The organism is Nocardia sp. NPDC127606 (assembly GCF_042671725.1).
Classification (GTDB): domain Bacteria; phylum Actinomycetota; class Actinomycetes; order Mycobacteriales; family Mycobacteriaceae; genus Nocardia.
In genome coordinates, this window is record NZ_JBHXWQ010000007.1 from 189,194 (window position 1) to 208,223 (window position 19,030).

Annotated in this window: 18 protein-coding genes; 6 read left to right on the top strand and 12 right to left on the bottom strand. The window is 64.2% G+C overall.

All coding sequences use genetic code 11. The features are described from left to right. Positions 1-19: 19 nt before the first annotated feature. From ACFVJ5_RS27210 to ACFVJ5_RS27225, 4 genes are all read right to left on the bottom strand, one after another. A complete protein-coding gene (locus ACFVJ5_RS27210) occupies positions 20-268 on the bottom strand; it encodes a hypothetical protein (protein WP_379224284.1) in 249 nt (82 codons plus the stop codon). 500 nt (positions 269-768) lie between these two features. After that, complete coding sequence (locus tag ACFVJ5_RS27215) at positions 769-1,494, bottom strand: helix-turn-helix domain-containing protein (RefSeq protein ID WP_379224559.1); 726 nt, start codon at positions 1,492-1,494, stop codon at positions 769-771. Beyond that, entirely contained in the window at positions 1,379-2,671 is a 1,293-nt protein-coding gene (locus ACFVJ5_RS27220) for a hypothetical protein (RefSeq protein WP_379224574.1), read from the bottom strand. Before ACFVJ5_RS27220 ends, ACFVJ5_RS27215 begins: the two co-directional genes overlap by 116 nt. Before the next feature lie 684 nt (positions 2,672-3,355). Beyond that, positions 3,356-3,619, bottom strand: a complete 264-nt coding sequence (locus ACFVJ5_RS27225) for a helix-turn-helix domain-containing protein (RefSeq protein WP_379224286.1) — start codon at positions 3,617-3,619, stop codon at positions 3,356-3,358. A gap of 537 nt (positions 3,620-4,156) precedes the next feature. Between ACFVJ5_RS27225 and ACFVJ5_RS27230 the strand changes: the two genes are divergently transcribed. Next, complete coding sequence (locus tag ACFVJ5_RS27230) at positions 4,157-5,197, top strand: LLM class flavin-dependent oxidoreductase (RefSeq protein WP_379224288.1); 1,041 nt, start codon at positions 4,157-4,159, stop codon at positions 5,195-5,197. 486 nt (positions 5,198-5,683) lie between these two features. Here the strand turns inward: ACFVJ5_RS27230 and ACFVJ5_RS27235 are convergent, their stop codons facing one another. Beyond that, positions 5,684-6,955 carry a recombinase family protein gene (locus tag ACFVJ5_RS27235; protein ID WP_379224290.1) on the bottom strand — a complete coding sequence of 424 codons (1,272 nt, stop codon included), beginning with the start codon at positions 6,953-6,955 and terminating at the stop codon, positions 5,684-5,686. Between the two features lie 149 nt (positions 6,956-7,104). Here ACFVJ5_RS27235 and ACFVJ5_RS27240 point away from each other — a divergent pair, with 149 nt between their 5' ends. Both ACFVJ5_RS27240 and ACFVJ5_RS27245 read left to right on the top strand, forming a co-directional pair. Beyond that, complete coding sequence (locus tag ACFVJ5_RS27240) at positions 7,105-7,692, top strand: hypothetical protein (protein WP_379224292.1); 588 nt, start codon at positions 7,105-7,107, stop codon at positions 7,690-7,692. Positions 7,693-7,726: 34 nt separating this feature from the next. After that, on the top strand, positions 7,727-8,284 hold the full coding sequence (locus tag ACFVJ5_RS27245; RefSeq protein ID WP_379224294.1) for a TetR/AcrR family transcriptional regulator: 558 nt from the start codon (positions 7,727-7,729) through the stop codon (positions 8,282-8,284). A 259-nt stretch (positions 8,285-8,543) separates the two neighbouring features. On the opposite strand, the gene ACFVJ5_RS27250 is transcribed toward ACFVJ5_RS27245, so the two are convergent. After that, on the bottom strand, positions 8,544-9,011 hold the full coding sequence (locus ACFVJ5_RS27250; RefSeq protein ID WP_379224296.1) for a hypothetical protein: 468 nt from the start codon (positions 9,009-9,011) through the stop codon (positions 8,544-8,546). 331 nt (positions 9,012-9,342) lie between these two features. On the opposite strand from ACFVJ5_RS27250, the gene ACFVJ5_RS27255 reads away from it, so the two are divergent. Then, positions 9,343-9,570, top strand: a complete 228-nt coding sequence (locus ACFVJ5_RS27255; protein ID WP_379224297.1) for a hypothetical protein — start codon at positions 9,343-9,345, stop codon at positions 9,568-9,570. Between the two features lie 180 nt (positions 9,571-9,750). Here the strand turns inward: ACFVJ5_RS27255 and ACFVJ5_RS27260 are convergent, their stop codons facing one another. Next, entirely contained in the window at positions 9,751-9,957 is a 207-nt protein-coding gene (locus ACFVJ5_RS27260; protein WP_379224299.1) for a hypothetical protein, read from the bottom strand. Positions 9,958-10,275: 318 nt separating this feature from the next. Here ACFVJ5_RS27260 and ACFVJ5_RS27265 point away from each other — a divergent pair, with 318 nt between their 5' ends. Further along, entirely contained in the window at positions 10,276-11,577 is a 1,302-nt protein-coding gene (locus ACFVJ5_RS27265) for a lipase family protein (RefSeq protein WP_379224301.1), read from the top strand. 381 nt (positions 11,578-11,958) lie between these two features. Continuing rightward, the gene (locus ACFVJ5_RS27270) at positions 11,959-12,627 is read left to right on the top strand and encodes a TetR family transcriptional regulator (protein ID WP_379224303.1); all 669 of its coding nucleotides are present in this window, start codon (positions 11,959-11,961) and stop codon (positions 12,625-12,627) included. A 309-nt stretch (positions 12,628-12,936) separates the two neighbouring features. Here ACFVJ5_RS27270 and ACFVJ5_RS27275 read toward each other — a convergent pair whose 3' ends face one another. From ACFVJ5_RS27275 to ACFVJ5_RS27295, 5 genes are all read right to left on the bottom strand, one after another. Then, positions 12,937-14,193, bottom strand: coding sequence for an MFS transporter (locus ACFVJ5_RS27275; RefSeq protein WP_379224305.1), 1,257 nt, complete (start codon positions 14,191-14,193; stop codon positions 12,937-12,939). Continuing rightward, positions 14,141-15,001: an aromatic ring-hydroxylating dioxygenase subunit alpha gene (locus ACFVJ5_RS27280; protein ID WP_379224307.1), complete on the bottom strand. Its 861-nt coding sequence runs from the start codon at positions 14,999-15,001 to the stop codon at positions 14,141-14,143. Before ACFVJ5_RS27280 ends, ACFVJ5_RS27275 begins: the two co-directional genes overlap by 53 nt. Before the next feature lie 45 nt (positions 15,002-15,046). Beyond that, entirely contained in the window at positions 15,047-15,922 is an 876-nt protein-coding gene (locus ACFVJ5_RS27285; protein WP_379224309.1) for an LLM class flavin-dependent oxidoreductase, read from the bottom strand. Next, positions 15,919-16,914: a hypothetical protein gene (locus ACFVJ5_RS27290; RefSeq protein ID WP_379224311.1), complete on the bottom strand. Its 996-nt coding sequence runs from the start codon at positions 16,912-16,914 to the stop codon at positions 15,919-15,921. Before ACFVJ5_RS27290 ends, ACFVJ5_RS27285 begins: the two co-directional genes overlap by 4 nt. 203 nt (positions 16,915-17,117) lie before the next feature. Next, a complete protein-coding gene (locus ACFVJ5_RS27295) occupies positions 17,118-18,341 on the bottom strand; it encodes a hypothetical protein (RefSeq protein ID WP_379224313.1) in 1,224 nt (407 codons plus the stop codon). Between the last annotated feature and the right edge of the window lie 689 nt (positions 18,342-19,030).

Consider the following 19,030-nt stretch of genomic DNA (forward strand, 5'->3'; position numbering starts at 1 on the left):
ACCGAGGGGCCGGGGCGGCCTACCGCGCCTCATCGTCGTCCTCCTGTGATCGGTCGTCCAGGTCCGCCAAGGCGGTTTCGAGTGCGTCGATGTCCCAACGGAATTCCTTTCCGACTCGGATGGGTTTGGGTAGCCAGGTGTGCTTGCCTGGTTGGCGGGCCCAGCGCCGCAGCACTTCGGGATGGATGCCGATGTGGGCGGCAGCGGATCGGGTGTTGACCCACCGGCGAAGCGGCGGTGGAGGCGGGGTCGAGACTTCATCGCTCACCGACGTGCCTCCGGTCGCGGTCGACGTGGATCACGGATGCGCAGTGCTGTACGCGCCGCGTCTGAGGAGGGCGGAAATCGCCCAGAGAATTACGGCTATTCGTTCGGAGTCGGCGGAGGCCACAGCGCACAGAATTGTGATCACGTGGCGGGGCAGCGCTCAAGACACGGCAACTGTCAGAGCCGGTGTGGCACCGGAAATGCCACAGCAGATAGGCGAAGACAGCTCGCGACGGCAGCGCTGAAGAATCCTCGCGCCCCGGGAGCGGGATGGCAGTCGTATGAAATTGCATCGGGCACCTTTCGGCCCGATCAGTGGCTCTTTCCCATATACAGGAAAACACAAATTCGGCGATGTTCGCCACCAGTTTTCTGCTGGTACCGAGAAATTGGTGGCGATTCAGGCACAGTGCGACAAGCAATCGCCCTGTGAATGATCACAAAGCTCCGACCGGCGCAAGCAGATCGGTCGTCACTGCGCCGGCCGGATGTACTTGGTAGCTAGACGAGTTCGGGGCCGGAGTACGCCTCCGGTGTGGCCGTGACGAGCTGGACATGGTGAGCGAGCATGCCGTCGGTCAGCGCCAGCTGGTAGGAGACCAGTCTGTGGTTGGCGTCGTAGGCGTGCAACGGACACTGCGAGTCGCGCCCGTGGGAGACGTTCACGCTGGCTGCCCACAGTCGCCGAGCATCGCTAATCGGTGCCAAGGTGGAAACGAGATCCTTTGCCTGCGCTGAATTCCGGTGCCTTCCCAGAGCCGATTTCAGCATCGCGACCGTCCAGCAACCTTCGCTTTCAGGGTCGGCGACCACGGTCTTGCTGTAATCGCTGAACATCCACACCGATATCGAGCCGCTGTCGTCGATGCCGGGAAGGGCTTCGGCGAACAAGTTGTTGTGCGCCAGCAGGTTCCAGAACGGATCGATGAAGGCGGCTGGGATGGCGCGGGCTTGGAACCGCTCGAGGTTGAGCCTCAGGGACTTCTCGGCCCGGACGTACATGCGCAAGGCGTCGGGAGGTGCCAGCATGATCGCGGGCCCCGCGAGCTCACGAAGGTGGGAGGCCATCGCCTTATCCAGGCGGTATCCGCTGATGATTCTTTCGAGAGTGTCAGGGGGCGGCTTGGACTCGCCGCGTTCGAAACGCCCCAGATGAACGGCGCTGAAGTTGACCTCTGCGGCTGCTTGGGCCTGGGTGAGTCCGAGATCTTCCCGGATCCACCGGATTGTGGTGGCGAGGTCCGGGATCGAGACCTGTGGTCGGTTGGGGGTGCGTCGACGTTGGCGTCCCTTGTGGGGCCGTGCAATTCGTTCGTTCAATTTTTTCTCTCCCCCCCGGGAGTTTGTGGTGGACGTCACATATTGTGTGGTTTGAGCGCAATATTGCGACTTCGTGACGAGATCCGTTGGGATTGCGGAGTGATCCGTTGCGGGCAGGAAACAGCAGGCCCATCGGGTTCGGGCATCGGGTGATCTCGAGATCGATGATTGCTTCACCGATGGCTTCAACGGTGTGCTGAGGTAACAGGATTCGGCGCCATCCGTTCTCGGTCTTCGGTGTGGGCTTGCGTACCCATCCGCCGTTGTCGGCGCCTTTGACTTCCACGAGGGTGCCGGTGACGTCGAAATAGGGGACAGGCGCGTCGAGATTGATCTCGTCGAGCAACAGTGCGAATACTTCGTAGGGGCGGATGCCGGTTCCGGTGATGACATCGACGACCCAGACCATGGTCCAGTCCCGTTTCGGCCCGCTGATGTATGCCGGTGTTCCGGGAACTTCCTCGCCCCGCGCCCAGGCGCGGACCTGGTCACGGAATGCCGGCAAGGATTCCATGTCGGCCATCTTGCCGCGGGCGGGTTTGGCAACTCTCCTGAACGCTGCCACGCCATCGATAGGGTTGGCGTCGAGGGCGCCGTGCCGGACGGCTATTTGCATCATCGCTCGCAGGATGATTTTGTGTTGCTTGGCTTTTCGTCGGAGTCCGAGTGTGGTCAGTTGTTTGATGTGGCGGTCGAGTTCGCCGGCAGTGGCTTGCCAGATCTGGAGGCGACCGATGGAGTTGTCGATCTTGATCGTCTTCGGATTCGCGAGGCGGTGTGTGGAGACTTCGATCTCGCGTCGGTAGTCCTCGACCAGACCTGCGGAGCAGGCGGTATCGGCCCGCATCTCGGCCAAGAGTTCCTGGGCGAGCATGGTGAGGGTGGTGCTTCGTGTGATCTGGCTGTTGCGCGGAACCTCGCGGAAATCGCGCATGGCCTCGGCCAGTCGGTCGCTTGCCTCTCCGGAGGTCTTGCCGAATCGTGTGATCTGGGGAGTGCCCCAGACCCCGTAGAAGCGAACCGTTGCTTTCCACGAGCCGTTGCGCTGCTTCTTGGGTTTGGACGGAGTCGCGAACGTGCCCACGGGACGTGGGCGGCGGCCTGTCATGGTCTCCTCATTCGTGTTTCGGCGGCAGCCCGGCAGCCCGAATACTCGGCGCGCGACAGCTCGCAAAGTTGGGGGAAGGGGCGCTGCAGGGCAGGCTGGTGGACGCGCAGGACTGCCTCGGATGCGCAGGGCATCGTCGGCGAGCATGTGTGATGTGTTTGCACGGAAAAGTCCGCCGCGTGTGGGTGTTTCGGTCAGCGACTATCGCGGCGCGTGAACAGTTGCCGAGCTTCCCAGTCACGCACGTCGCCGAGTCGGTATCGGCGGTAGCGGCCCATCCGGGCGAAGCGCGGTCCGGTTCCGGCGGAGGCCAGAAGTCGCGTATCGCTTCAGCGAGGCGGTTTTGTGCCTCGCCTGCGGTGGGGCCGGTGCGTTCGATGTACTGGATACCCCAGGCGCCGTAGTAGCGGGTGGTGGTGCGCCAGGTGCCGTTGCGTTGTTTGCGTGGCGGCGTGGGTCGGCCGAAGGTGCCGACCGGATGAGGGACTCGCCCGGCCATGATTACCTTCCTTGAATTCGGACGCAGTGATCGGGGCAGCGCGGACCGCACGCGAAGCGGCGGCTGGATGCAGGTGCTATGCGCGTGACAGGTCCGCCGAAGCGGTGATGAGGCGGATGCGTATTCGAGGGATGCACGGAAGTCGTCGCGACTGACCGGGGCTAGGGACTGCCGCCGCCGTCGGCGAAACGTTGGTCCTCCCAGGCACGGACGTCACCGAGTCGGTAGCGCCGGTAGCGCCCCATGCGGGCATAACGAGGCCCGCGACCGGAGCCGGCCCATGCCGCGAGGGTCTTGACGGGAATTTTCAGGCGGGTGGCGAGTTCAGCAGTGCTGAGCCATGTTTCGTCGCCGGAAGCCGTGTGAGGACGAGAGCTGCTCGAACCGTCGCGTCGGGCCGACGGTGAGGAATCGGAAGAAGACATGACACACCAATTTTTCGTCGGTGATCAATGGCTCTTTCCCACCTCAGTATAGACGGCGAAGAGAACGACGAGAACGACGTATGTCGGGTTGGTGTGGAACTGGGCGACACGACATGCCAGTCGGCCGGTGACGAGCATCATCGTCGGGAACTGACTCGTGACCGTCCGATATCCGCCCGCCACGTCTACACTGGGAAACGTCAACCATTAGCTTGCATCAAGCCTGTGCGCGGCCGATTACCCAATCACGAAGGCCCCGAGCTCATTACTTGCGAGCTCGGGGCCTTCGGCGTTACGCGGGTAGGGGGGCCGGACAGAGAGATCGGCAAATCGATCCGTACGCCGGAGGTCGACCGGCGGCCTGACCGCCGATAACCGTCATCGAGTATCCCAGGTCGCCGGTGGTGGTCCACGTCGGATGGTTCGGGTGCTGAGCGCTGCGCATCGTCCAACAGACCCTTCATGCTTGTATGAACAACGGTAGGACCGGCTGGGACCTCGGTTCGAAGCGATCGAGGAATAGACACCCAGGCTCAGATGGTTGACACCGGCAATATCTACCGTCGTCAACGTGAGGAAGCCGCGACATTGTCCGTGCCACTGAGCATTCTTGATCTGGTCGCCATCCCCGAAGGCTCAACGGCCCGCGACGGGATCACCGCTTCGATGGAGGCCGCTCGGGAAGCGGACCGTCTCGGCTACCATCGGCTCTGGTTCGCCGAGCATCACAATACTGCCGCTCTCGCCGCCAGCGCCACGTCGCTGCTGATCGCTCAGGCTGCCTCGGTGACCGAACGGATCCGCGTGGGATCCGGCGGTGTGATGCTCCCCAACCATGCGCCGCTGATGGTTGCCGAGCAGTACGGGACTCTCGCTAATATGTACGGCGACCGAATCGATCTGGGTCTCGGCCGTGCCCCGGGTACGGACATGATGACCGCTCGCGCACTGAGCCGGTCATCCGGCGAGCCGCAGGCTTTTGCGGAGAACATCTTCGATCTGCAGGGCTGGTTCAGCGCAGACGGAACAGCCCGGACCACCCCGATCGTCTCAGCTGTGTCCGCAGGAACCGAGGTCCCCATCTGGGTCCTGGGGTCCACGGTCAACGGAGCCTCCATCGCCGGCCAGCTCGGCTTGCCGTTCGCCCTCGCCTCGCACTTCGCGCCCGATCAGCTGGACGAGGCCGCCGAGGTTTACCGGGACACGTTTTCCAGCTCCGCCCCCACCGCGCAGATCGCCGAGCCGTACCTGATGGCGGGCATCAACGTCATGGTGGCACCGACGAACGAGGAGGCCGAGCGAGAGTTCACCACACTGCAGCAGATGTTCCTCGATGTCCAGAGCGGCCGGCGACGGAAGCTCCAGCCGCCCGTCGACCCCGAACAGCTTGCTGCCCAGGGCGGTCGTGATCACTCGATGCTGCGTATCAAGGCAGTCGGCGCGCCGCAGAAGGTTGTTCGGGAGCTGGAAGAGTTCGTCGAGCGCACCGGCGCGGACGAGCTCATTACCGTTACCTACGCCTACGACCCCGCAGTGCGGCAGCGCTCCCAGAACCTGCTTGCTGACAGTTGGTTCTGAGCCGCCAGGTCGTGTCCCCCTCCTGGCACGCACGTTAGCCCCAACAGGGGAAACGTTCAAAGTAGCTCGATGCTCCAGGTGCGCATAGCGAACCTGGAGCCCGATTGCGTTATAGAGCTCTTGCTTTGTGTTCGAGAGCTCCTCCCGCGAGGACCAAGCCGACATCTCCCAATGACACGACAAGCTTGCGGACCTCCCTTTCGGTGAACCGTTCCGCTGCGGGGACGTTGTTCAACTCGACTTGCGCGGCGGCTTTGTCGGCTTGCGCGGAGTTCAATGCCTCGACGACCACATGCGGGTCGATTCCAGCTTCGATCGCAGCGAGGTGGCGACCGATCCGGGTTTGTGCCTGTTCGATCCGCTGCTGCAGGGCAACACGGCGGGTGTCGGCGCCGTCGTTGTCTTGCGCTGCAAGCAGTGTGGCGATGGTTTCGTCAACATGTTCTCGGTTGAACAGGGTCGACAGCCAGTTGTCGAGGGGCTCGATCAGTTCTGCTTCGCGGAGGTTGATCGTTGCGGGATGGGCGGCTTGGACGGGGCTGCCGGGTGCAAGGGTGCGTGCGCGGCAGCGGTAGTAGACCGCGTCGCGAAGGATCTCCGCCTGCATTTTCCGGCCGCAGATGTCGCAGTGGATTCGTCCGCGGAACAGGTAGATGTTGCCGGATCGGATCGGATCGTGGTGGTGCGTTCGCGTTGGCTACGGGTTCGGTTGCTCATCTCGGCGCGTTGCTTGCGGAGAAGGGTTGCTTGGGTGAACGTCTCGACGGAGACGATCGCGGGACGGGAGGGTCGCCGTGAGCGGACAATGCGGTCTGTGGGTGAGCGTTTGAACCGTACGACGTGCCCGGCGGCGACATCGTCCGGGTCAAGGAGTAGTTCGTGTTTGGTCCAGCGTCCGAAGAACGCGTAGCCGGTGTAGCGGGGGTTCTGCAGGATCGCGGCCACAGCGGATGCTTGCCAGCCGTCACGGCTGCGGTGGCGGTTCTGCTCGGGTCGATACGCCGACGGGCAGACGATGTCGTCGCGGTTGAGTTCGGTGGCGATGGCGCGATGGCCGCGCCCGTCGAGGTAGGCGCGGAAGATGCGCTGCACGACCGGTGCCGTGGCCGCGTCGATGGACAGGATCCGCAGCTTCAGGTTGTCCGCGGCGCGGTTCGGATTCGGATGCGGTGGTCCATCGACGACGAGGTAGCCGTAGGGCGGGCCCCCGCCTTGGTGGCGGCCTTCGTTGAGGACTTGGGCATCCATGCTGGCGCGGGTGCGTTGCTGAACGTGCTGGCCTTCGGACTCGCTGAGCCCGCCGAGCATGTTCATCATCATCGAGTGAGTGACGTTGTCGGGGTCGTAGCGTCCGCCGAGTTCGGGAACCCAGATCGAGACGTCGTAGGCGTGGATGCGGGGAGCGACGAGGCTGAACTGGTTACCGAACCAGCAGCGGGTGCCTTCTCCGACAACGATGCCGGTCCACCCCCGGTCGGGGTTGCGGAGATCTTCGAGCAGTCGGTTCGCGTGGGTGCGGCGATGCCGAGGGACTGAACGTGATTGGCCGATATCGAAGTAGCTGGTGACGATCTTGCCGTCGACGAATTTCTCGGCGTTGCCGAGTTGCCACTGATATGAGGTTTCGGGGTCTTGGCTGTCCTCGGTGGAGCAGGGTCCGTAGAACGCGAGGTCTTCGTGACCGACTTCGAGGTCGTTGCTTTTCTCGAGGCCGAGAAGGTCGTCGAGGACGGCCCATTCGTTGTCGGCGGTGGCCATCAGATCTCCTCGGTGTCGGGGCCTTTCGGCGCAGATGTGTTGTTGCGCTGATGAACCAGGAAGCGCAGTAGTGCCCTCGCCGCTGATTTGCCGAGGATGGGCGGGGTATCAGGGCAGACGACTTCCAGCTAGGGAAGTCGCGTTCCAGGGTGGGGTCCGCCGACATCGTCAGTGGGCATGTCGACACGGCCGCCGCCGGAGCCTCCGACAACCTCACCGATGGCTTCCGCGCCGTCGCGCCCCACCTGGCCCAGCGCCCCGCAGCGCCCGTACTCGTCGTCGGTGGCGCCGGATCCGGGTCGATCGGTCTCTACGCCGCAGCCCAAGCCAAAGCATTGGCCAGCGAACGGGTGCTCTACCTCGACACCGACCCCGCCCGCCGGGCCGTGGCAAAGAGCTACGGCGTCGAAACCCTCGACCACATCCCGGACCGGCTCGACGCCAGGTTCCCGATCACCGTCGACGCGTCCGGAGACATCCGTGGCCTGTCCCTCGCGCTCGCCAGCCTGGACCGCGACGGTGTGTGCACCTGCACCGCTATCTACTTCGATCCAGCCTCACAACCCCGGCTCCCTCTTCTCGCGCTGTACACCATGAACTCGACTTTCATCACCGGCCGCATCCACGCCCGCCGCGACGCCCCGGCGCTGCTGGACCTGCTCGCCTCCGGACGTTTCGACCACACACACCCGTCACCACTCGCGTTGTCTCCTTCGCCGACGCCGCCGATGCCCTGACCGCGCACGCCTACACCAAGTTGGTGTTCACGCCGTGACCCCGCGCGAGCGGGTCCTGGCAACCGCCTCGAAACTCTTCTACCGCGAAGGTATTCGCGCTGTCGGCGTTGACCGCATCGCCGCCGAGGCCAACGTCAGCAAGATGACCCTCTACCGTCATTTCCCCACCAAAGACGACCTGGTCGTGGCGGTCCTGGAAGCTCGCGACGAGCCCGCACAAGCCATGCTGGCCGCCGCGACCGTGACAGGCACCGCCCGCGACCGCCTGCTCGGCGGCTTCACCCTGCTGGAGACCTGGTTCACCAGTAGGGGATTCCGCGGTTGTCCATTCATGAACGCCAGCCTGGAACTCGCCGACCCCGGACACCCCGCACGTGCCGTCGCCGAGCGGCACAAAACCGCCACCAGCGACCAATTTCGTGTCCTGGCCCATGACGCCGGAATCGCCGACCCGACCAGCCTTGCCGATCACCTGGCCATCCTGTTCGACGGAGCCATCGCGCAAGCCCAAATGCGGGACAGTAGGCTCGTCGCTCGCGCAGCCCTGGCCGCCGCGACAACCCTCGTCGACGCTGCCCTCGCGCGGCGGTGAATCCGGCTCCGCGGCCGGCGCGGCGAACGCCGAGACCGGCGCGTGGCCAGGACTTCGCGCGTGAGGCCGCTGGTCGACCCAATTCGCTGGCGGCTCTCGGCGGCTCTGGCGGGTTGTTCGCGGCCGATCGTGGTGGAGTTCCGCCAGCGTGCGTGCCGAGCGGAGCATCGGATGATCGCCGGGCTGCTCGCTGCGGCGGCAACCGAACGTAGCCAGCAATTCGTGCCAATCGGGCAGTCGCGTATGCGCTGGCGCGTGCTCAGGCCGGAACAACGTCCGCGCCTTCGTATATCGACAGGCGGATGGCGGCCAGTACGAGCGCGCGCTGCGGTAGGCGCAGTCGCCCTGGTGTGGGTTCGCAGGCCCAATGCCAGCCGAACTGATCGTCGGAACGGGGCAGCATGACACGGGATCCAGGCTGCGGAACAGTGATTCCCTGAAATCCCAATTGGCGCTGAATCGCCTGGGTCACAGTGTGATACGGCATCATCGGTGCAGTCAGGAAGGTGCAGTAGCGGTTGCGGGGGTCGACGATGGCGGGTGTGGCTTGTGGGGGATGGGCGAGCCGGGCGCGGACCTGTTCGCTCAGCCCGCTGGGTACGACGATCGCTTCCACGTCGTGTCCGGTGGTCAGATACAGCCGATCGGCGAACAGTTCTACGGGTAGCCCGTAACGCGCCCGGAGCAGATGGGCGGATTCATGAGGGGAACAACATGATTCGAACACAGGGACCTCCGAGCTGCGGGTGGAGTGCACTCGGCGACGAAGGCGCGCGACATCCCGTGGTCGATGCACGCGCTGGAGACGAGCTCGGATCGGATACGCGACGCCGAGTAATGCGGTGTGGACGTCCATTCGGTGCCGGGTGCGGAAATCATTGTGCGCCTTGAACTTCGATGCTGCGGTGACGCGCTGATGGCATTCCGATGTCCGACTGTAAACCTGTCATGTCCGACACGAAACACCTGTTGTGAGACGGCTCAGTGCCTGAAGTCCTCCGGCCCATTCTGCCGCGATTGCGGACTTGCGACCTTCGCAGGATGACGGTCGAGAGCATGTGGATCGGCTGGGTGGCTTGCTGTCCTTCGTGATCAATCCCGTCACCATGCTGATCAATCTCGGCCCCCGCTCGACGCTGACCAAACTGCCGCCACCGATTCCTGGCGGACCGCGCATCCCCATGCAGCCGGGCAAGCCGCTGATACAACGAGTCGAATTTCTGCTGGTCATCGCCCTCGTCCTTGCGGGACCGATCATTCTGCTCGCGCTGGCATCGCTGAGTTAGGACTGGGGTGAGGGTGGTGCCTGGCGCCAGTCCGGGCAGGGCGGTCGGCTTACCCGAGATGCCCGATGCATCGTCGACACCGATGATCCATAGACGACTTCATCGAGCGGGCAGTTGGACATTGCGGGGGCAGGTCTACGAACCGGCACTGTTTGGGGTGTCGAGGATTCGGCGTCGTACTCAGTTCTCGGCCGCTTCCGACGGCTCTGAGGGGAACGCATTGGCTATGAGGATGGCGGCGATGGCGGCGGCGGTCGGGAGGGCATCGATGTCGAGTGCTCGGGTACGGACCGAGGCACCGTCGAGGAGCGGCGCCAGTTGTTCGCCGAGTTGTTCGGGGTGCAGGGCAGTGAGGAGATCGAAAGGATCGCCTGCGAGGTCAAGCACCGCGGCGCCGCGTGGTGGCCGGTCGAAGTTGCATCGCGTTGTCGAAATGCCGGTTCAAGGTGCCGGTCTCGTTGCAGTGTGGACGCCAGGCAGACGCCGCGTCATCCCGGCCGTCGTTACGGAGCCTGGCAACGCACAACGGGAGATTGCGGCCGGGGATCCCGGCTGAATCGACCGCAGGTAACCGTGTTACTCTCTGTCGGCGCTGGTGTGACAGGCATCATCATCTGCATCTCCGGCGACCTGAGTCACTGCGGCGACGACGCAGGCAGTGGTGTCGACTGAGAGGTTGCGATGAAGCGACAGGATCTTCGACGGATGCGGCCGCAGGCTGGGCGCATCGTCGCGGTGTTGGTCTTGGCTTGCGCTACGGCGGTGGCCGGCGTGGTGACGGATGCGGGAGAGGTCTCGGCCGAGCCGATGAGCTCGTTCTACACGCCGCCGGACCAGATTCCGCAGGAACCGGGCGCGATCATCAAGACCGCGCCGATGACCTTGGTTCTGACTCCCCCGACCGAGCAGGGATGGCCGGGCCGGGCGCAGCACGTGATGTACACGACGAAGCTGCAGGACGGGTCCCCCGTCGCCGTGAGCGGGACCTACATCGAACCGACCGTTCCGTGGCAGGGAGCGGGCCCACGGCCGACGGTGGTCATCGGTCCCGGTACCTCGGGTCAGGGCGACCGTTGCGCGATGTCGATGGCGTTCTCGACAGGGATGACGGTATCCACCGAGCCGTTGGGGCTCTCGGCGAACCAAGAGCTGCCGTCGTCGGTGGTGTGGAGCGGGCTGGGCGCGCGAGTGCTGGTGACCGATTACGTCGGCCTCGGCACACCCGGCATCCACACCTACGCCAACCGGTTCGAGAGCGCGCATGCGATTCTCGACGGTGTTCGCGCGGCCAACAATCTGGGCGGGGTCGGACCGGAGACACCGGTCGTGCTGTGGGGCTACTCCCAGGGCGGTGGCGCTACCGCGGCCGCCGCGGAGATGCAGCCCAGCTACGCGCCGGAACTGAACCTCAAAGGCACCTGGGCCGGTGGGCCGGTAGCCGACCTGCCCGCGATCCTGGAAAAGATCGACGGCGCGCTGATCGGTGGCGCGATCGGGTTTGCCGTCAACGGCATGCTCGCGCGCTACCCCGAAATGCGTCGTGCGGTCGATAAGGTCACCAGTCCGGGCGGGCGCGCGATGCTCGATACGTTGAGCAACGCCTGCATCGTCGACTTGATCACCACCTATCCCTTCCTGAAGACCAACTCGCTGACCAACGATGGTCGCTCGCTCACCGAGCATCTCAGGGAAATGCCCGAAGCCGCACCGGTACTGGCCGAACTACGCATCGGCAACTCCACCCCGGCCACGCCGGTCCTGATCACGAGCGGTCTCAACGACGACACCGTCCCGTACGGGCAGGCTCGCAGACTCGCCGAAGACTGGTGCGCCAAGGGCGCGACGGTCACCTTCCGCACGAACGACCTGCCGCCGATCCTGCCCGGAACCACCATCCCGAATCATTTCGGGCCGGAGATCATCGACGGTTTCGGTCCCGACAACGCGTTCGCCTATCTTCTCGATCGCCTTGCGGACAAGCCGGTCTCCGGCTGCAGCATCGACTAGATGCGGATCTGTGTTGAACCTTTTCGCCCTGCTCGATACTGACGGCCGAGGCAACGACGAGTGGGCTGCTCCTCGGTGGTTCGACGGGTGCGCCGATCGCCCTGCGGGCCCACCGTGATTGCGCTGACTTATGAAGCTATCGAGTGGTGGTGATCGGGTCGGGTTTGGCGGTGGTGTCAGGCGCAGGCCGGTGTCACAGTGATGGTTTTGGAGTGAGTCGACGGTGGCCCATTGGTGCAGTGGTTCATATTGCGAGGTCTTCTCCGCGCACCCCGGACAAGCGATTGTTGTGGTGCCACCTCGTAGCCGAGGATTTCGGAATCTGGATCTCAGCTCGAATCGCTGCGGAGGCACGACAAGTCGAGGGATTATGATGGCGTCGTGGTGAGTAGAGGTGCCGCTGATCCCGCGCGCAAGGTCATCGAAGCCACCCTGTCGTTGCTCGAATCGGAGGGGTATGACGCAGTTCAGCTGCGGCGGGTGGCCCGCGTCGCCCAGGTGTCGCTGACCACGGTCTACAAGCTGTACCCCACCCGCGACGAACTCGTCCTCAGCGCGATCGCGGAGTGGATGGCCACGAACACCTACACAGAACTCGACCCGCCGCGAGCCGATGAATCGCTCGCCGACGTGTTGAAACGGCTGACCCGCTACGTATTCGAGCCGTGGGAGCGTCACCCCCGGATGCTGGCCGCCTATTACCATGCCCGCTCCGGTCCAGGCGGGCAGCGACTCGATGCGCAGGGTTTCGCCGCGGTGTTGCCCGCGGTGAGCACGATGTTCGCAAGTCTCGACGAGGACTACGTCGCCGATCTCGCGCTCGTCCTGACCAATATGATCTATGCCCTGCTGGGACGTTTCGCGCACGGCGATTTCGCGATCACCGAGATCTTGCCCGCGCTCGAACGCACTATCGGCCGGTTGACACAGAACAACGCTCCGCTGGCCGCAGCCGCCGAACGAACTCCCGTCCCGCTTGCTCCCCCTTTTGAATGGACCCCAGGCTTCAGCTCCCCGTTCTTGCCGGGAAGCGATACCGACGCGTCGTAATCGCGCTTTGCGGAGAGGATTCGCATGCAACCGCGGGCCGGTTGGACACCGACTTACGGCGAAACGACGGGCCGGCCGTACGCCTCGTCGTCTAAGCCGACCTGGCCGACGGGAACCGGCTACCGCTGCTGCGATACGGCTCGTCGGCGTGGTTGTGGGGAATTCGGGCTCGACCTGGCCAGCAACAGCAAATACCAGGACCAGATCCTGCCCCTCCAGGCTACCCATCAACGTCCCCAAGAAGCCCTCGGCTGCGCCTGTGACCTCTACCTCAACCACTGACCCCCGACAGACTTACGGGCAGGACCACTAAGCCCGATCTGAGTCGGTGGGCAGTGGGCTGCACCATGTCTCGCGTGAGTAGCGGACGGCAATTAGACCCACGACAGCGACACCCACCATGAGCGCTAGCGCCCAACCCCAACCTGATCCACTGTCGACAACCAGGCCGAACAGCGGTTGTAATGCCGCGGATGCGGCGAAGACGCCGGCATTGAGAACCGCGAGAGCCGTCGCCGCGATATGGGCTGGCACGGACTCCTTCAACGCCGCGAACGACACGGTCACATGAGAGGCAGCGGCACCCACCAAGGTGTACAAGCCTATGCCCTGCCAGCCCGAATCCCACGGCAGCACAGCAAGGCCGACCCAACCCGCCACGGCCATACCGCTGGTGGCCAACAGAAATGGCTTGCGCCGCCCAACCCGGTCCGACCACACACCGATAGCCAGACAACCCACGCCATACACGGCCAACGCGGCGGTAGTATATCCGGCAGCAGCGGTATTGGACAGGCCGCGGGTTTCGGTGAGCAACGGAACGCCCCACAGTCGGGCGAAGGCGCAAAAGGTGCCGTTGGTGCCGACAGTCGCCAACAACAACGGCCACAGTTCGCGTCGCCGCAGGGCGGTGCGCAGACCTGCCCATGCCCCACCGCTCGGGATGCCGGCCTCAACGGGACACTGCGGTGGCCGGTTACGAACCACGACAGCCACCGCGACCGATAGGACAACTCCGGCGGCCGCGGCGATCGCAAAGACTTCCCGCCAGCTGTAGCGCTCGAGCAACCAGGCTGTGGGCGAACCCGCAATGACCGCCCCACAGGTGGCCAGCAGCATCGTCACGCCGGTGACCAGGCCATAGCTTTCCGGCCGAAACCACGCGGCGTTGTATTTCATGATGCCGACGAACACCACGGACAGACCGGCGCCGGTCAGCACCGGCCCCACCGAGGCCACTACTACGCTCTGCGCACTGGCTAGGGCGAAGGACCCTGCTGCGGTCACCAGAGAGCCGACCGCGACGCACCACCGGGTGTCATAGCGGTCCACCAACATCCCCGCTGGTATCTGCGCCACGGTGTACATCCAGAAATGCCACGCGGCCAGGGCACCGAGGGTTGCCCCGTCGGCACCCAGATCGGCAGAGGTCGCGGGCGCGAACCGATGGAAGAACCCGAGCAGAAAGCAACCCGCGAGCACCGACGACCCGGTCAGAACGCGTATGCGGTGGCTAGGCACCGAGAACCTGATCCAGGATCCAGTTGTCGAGGCGGTGCACGACATGTTCCTCGGGCAGGTAGCTGCCCGGCGCGGAGCGGTTGAGGCCTTTCTGTTGATGCTCGGTGATCCAGTCGTCCTCTTCGATGACCTGGTCAAGACGCTGGTAATAGCGTTTGGACACCTCATCGAAGTCGGGTCGTTCGATCGTCGAGGCGGGGAAGGAGTATCCGACGCGGACTCTGGTGCGGGTGGCGGAGTCAGGGATCTTGTGGATCCACCACATCACATCCTGCGCGGTGACGAGGAAGAAACCGGGCAGCAGGATGGAGAAGTGGGCTCCCTTGGCCGCGGCGCCGGTCAGGCCACTGGTATGAGGGAACCCGGAATCTTGTTCACCCGGGTAGAGCGCTGGGGTGTGCTCCGACTCGTGGTAGACGCCGATCCAGCTGCCCTCGGACACCGGGACGGTGACCGGTTGCCCGCCGATCGATCCGCGGTGGATGTGCTTGGTATGCAACGTCTCCATGTCCACCTCGACATACAGCTTCCAGTTGGAATCGAGAACGTACTCGCGCTGGTTGACCGCGATCATTTGCGCGGTCTGGTGTGGGGCCGCGACAGCGGAGATGTAGTTGCCGAGGTAGGCGTCCAGGGTGGGTGAGTTCGCCAGGTCTCCGAGGTGGACGAAGATCAGACCCTCGCGGACCCCGCAAGGCACCAGGAGCAGGTCTTTCCCGAGCCCTGACAACTCTTCACGGCTGTAATCGCCAAGGCCTGGTGCGTGCTTGAGAACCCCTTCGAGACTGTAGGTCCACGAGTGGTACGGGCAGCGCAGGCCGCGGCAGGTGCCGGCCTGTTCATCGATGATCAACGATCCGGTCTATGACGGGAATGGGACGGCGTAGCCGTGAGTGATTCAAGCGACCCTAGGAGGTCCTTGGCGGACGCGTTTGTGTGTTCCTTCGATGTCGGTGATGTGCGGGAAGGTGTATTCCATCCACCAGGTGGCGCCTGCCAGGGCGCAGGCCTCGACAACTGAGGTTTCCTTGGGGTTCTCGGTGCGACCGAATCGGATCACATCCAGAGGTGTATCGAGATTGCGCGCAGCCGAGACTTTCTCGACCATCACTTTCAGGTCGTCCGGTTCGACCTCCAACTTGTATGCGTCGGCACAGATCAGGCCGTCCCAGCGAGCCGCGCGGGCCAGGGGCTTGGCTGCAGACTTCGTTGCCGCTGTCCAGATCGGGACGCGGGGACGCTGCACAGTCGGTGTGAATCCGTCGGTCTTCACTTGGTAATGGGGGCCGTCGTGTTCGACGGGGTTGCCACTCCAGAGCTGGTCGAGAACAGTGAGCGACTCGTCGAGTTTGGCCGCCCGCTCCGCGGCGGTGCCGGTGTCTCCGAATACGGAGTAGTCGGGCAGTGCTGAGTACCCAGCACCGGCGCCGAGTACGACGCGACCCGAGGACAGTTGGTCCAGCGTGCTGACTTCCCGGGCAAGTTTAGCGATGTGGCGACGTGGCACGGGAGTGACGAGTGTGCCGAGGCGGATCGTCGATGTGGCAACTGCCATGGCGGTCAATGCTATCCAGGGGTCAGCTGTCGGTTCGACCACCTGCAGGTGGTCCCAAATGAAGACTCCGTCCCAGCCGGCGTCCTCGGCTTCACGCGCGAGCTCGGCCAGGACAGCGGCTTCCCCGCAGCAACCGAAGTTCGGTAGATAGAGTCCCATTTTCATTTGTGCGCCAGTCCCATTTCGCGGCCAGTTCCTCAGAGAAGCAGGGTCTTTCATCGATCGGGACTGCTCGCGAAGAAGTCCAGGATGGGGCGGTTATACTCGTCCTGCCAGAGATGATTCGCCAGACTGCGCCGTCCTCCGCGAAGCAGGAAGTCTGGTTCGCCCGGATAGCCGTGCGAGCGTAGCTGGCGAGTGACCTTGTCGGCGCACGATACATCGTTGATCCCGTCCATCTCGTGATGAAAGAGCCGGAAGGTCGGTTTGGTCGGTGCCTGCCCTTCGTCCCAGACGGCCTCGTTCGGGTAGCTCTGCGACAGACAGGAATTCCGCTCGATGATCTGCTTGCCGGTCTCGTTGTCGTATCCCGCGCCTTCGACCTTGATGCGCGCTGTCAGTCCTGCTTCACAACTCCGATGCCAGCCGTAGGGATCTCCGCTGGAAACCGGTGCGAAAGCAGTGACGATCGCGTTGAAATGCGTAGCTGCCCGAACGGTCATATACCCGCCGGAAGACAGGCCGGTCAGGTAGATCGCGTCCTCGCTGTCGGCAGGCCGCAGCGACGGAATCACCTGCTGCATAACCTGTTCGATGAATGGCAGATCCAGGTTCGGGCGGTCTCGAACCTCGTCGTCCCAGATCTTGCCGCAGATACGACCTTGGTTGTCGCTCACCTCGCTCGACGAATTCAGCAGAAAGACGGCAAAACCTTCTTCGACGGCAAGCTCACTGAAACGGACCTGCGCCGCCGCCGAGCCGAAATTCGACCCGCACCACTGGACATGCTCGCCACCGCCGCCGTGCATGACGATGATCGCGCCCTGTGCCCAAGATTGTGCCGGGCCTTTCCACTGCACGTCACGCGGCTTGCCCGACACGTCGAGGACGGCGGATCGCCATCCGCGCTCCGCGCATCGACGTTCCTGGGGCGAGGCGCCGACCTGATCGGAACCACGCTCCAGTGCGACTGCGCCGGCAACCAGAACTGATCCCGCAATCATGGCCGACAGCAGCGCACCGATCACCCACCGGGACTCCGGATACTTCATGGCGTGGCACCCTATTCGGAAAACCGATCCGACCGACAAGATTCAAGCATGCCACGAACCGGCAGGATTCGCTGTTGGGCATCGTCTCTCGGCGAATGACGGACGTTCGCCGCTGAGCTGAGTAGCGCCCGGAACCTTTGCTTCGGCGGGGGAGTGGGTTCGCCTTGCGCAGGACAATCGACACTGTCGCGACGGCGCCGAATCTAGACCGCGCACATCGACTGCATCACACCGCGCATGATCGGCGCGCCGTAATCGGTCGGCGCGAACACCAAGTCCTGGACGATCGACAACGGCGTGGTGACCACCGCACCGACTCCGGTGAAACCGGCGACGGTGGTACCCACGGAGAACAGCAGGCTGGTGATGTCGAGGGTCAGCGTCGCCAGATCGAAAGCATTCTCCACCTTCACCTGCGCCAGCGGCACGGTCTGCAGTGCCTGGCCCTCGGCCAGGTCGGTGCCGAGGTTGGCCAGGAAGGTCACCGGACCCATATCGAGGGCCTCGACCAGCGGTCCGAGATCATCAGCGCGGCGCATCAGCATCACCTTGGCCACCCGGTTGCTCGCCAGGAAGCTCTGCAACGCGTCGGCGGTCTCGTGCATCGTGACCCGGTCCATCTGCACGGCGCCGGAGTCGAGATAGGCGCGTGCACGTTCGACGACCGTGGCCAGGGTCAGTTCGGCGACCGGTGTGCAGCTGCCGTTCGCGGACATGACCATCGCGGCCAACGCTTCGGCCGCCGGCGGAACCTGGACCGGTTCGATCACGGCTTCGTCGAGCACCAGCGGCGGATACACATTCGGTGCGACGCATCCCGCGTCGATCGAATTCTGTACCGCGCGTGCCAGTGCTTTTGTCCCGTTGAACATCGCGCTGACTACCGGCTTGAGAAAGATTCCGACTGTGGGCACCATCCCGGCGGCGAGCTTGGCGGGGATCTTCACGATGCCCGTCGCGAGCACGAACACCTCGATCGCGTCGTTGACCGTGAGGTGCGAGACCGACATCGTCTCGTCGATCCGACCGGTTCGCACCGCATCGAGGCCGTTCACGAGGTAGGTGACGATTGGATCGTCGATCTCGGCGGTCCGGGTCCCGACCAGTTCCGGACGCATCGGCAATCCGTCTCGATGCACTCGCACCGCGGCGATCGAGGCGCGGAAGTCGGCGACCTGCTGGTCGTAGCCGGCGAGATGGTCGGGCCCGACCGTGCCGCGCAGGACCGACGCCGCAGCGGTCACCACATCGTCGAATGTCGGTGCGCCACTGGTGCACATCTGCTCGGCCTCGGCGATCGGGGTGGCCGCGAGTGTTTCGACAATGTCGGCCCGAGCGACCCCCGGGGCGTACAGCGCGCCCGTGATCAGTGTGAGCGCTGTGAGCGAGCCGATGGCGGCGGCCAGACGGGGCAGTGGCAATTGCATGCGGTGTCTCCGGGCTAGAACGGTGGCAGGCGAGTCCCGCGAACCGAACCTAGGGCGGCGCGGTTACCCGAGCGGTGCCGCTAAATGAACAGTTGACCAACTTGGTCCTGTGTTCAGTTCGTTCAGATCTGGAACCCGGTGCAACTCAAGTAACCGTGTTACTGTACGACGGCTTTGCTGTGACGCACCTCATGGTCGACAGCAAACGAGCACACCGAAGCAATGAAGCAAGCGGGTGGCGTACATGGAGCGTGTCGAATGTGTCGGTTGAGTCAGCGCGAGTTCGCGATGGCAGGACGGCTCGGCGCAGTGGTGACTATTCGCCGTACGGCCGCGGTGTCGGCGGTCGGGGCCGACACCGCCAACACGCCTCCGGCCACCCCGCGTGCGAATGCTCGAGCAGGTATCGGCGGCCGTCCGGACTCAACCGATTGCGATCTCGCGGCGCCGACCCGGGCGCGACGTGCAGGAACACCGCGAACCCATCATCGCTGCCGCGAGTCGAACTGATGGCTCGACAGTGGTCATGAAGGGATCGATGGTCTCGGCCTCGACTACGAGATCACCTTCCTGCTCGGCTGTCTCCCGCACAGCCGTTCACCAGCCGTACTTTCCGCTGATCGACACCATGCCGCGGACCTGATCCGCGGAACGCAAGAAGTCCCGAACAACCAAACCCGCTCTGCCCG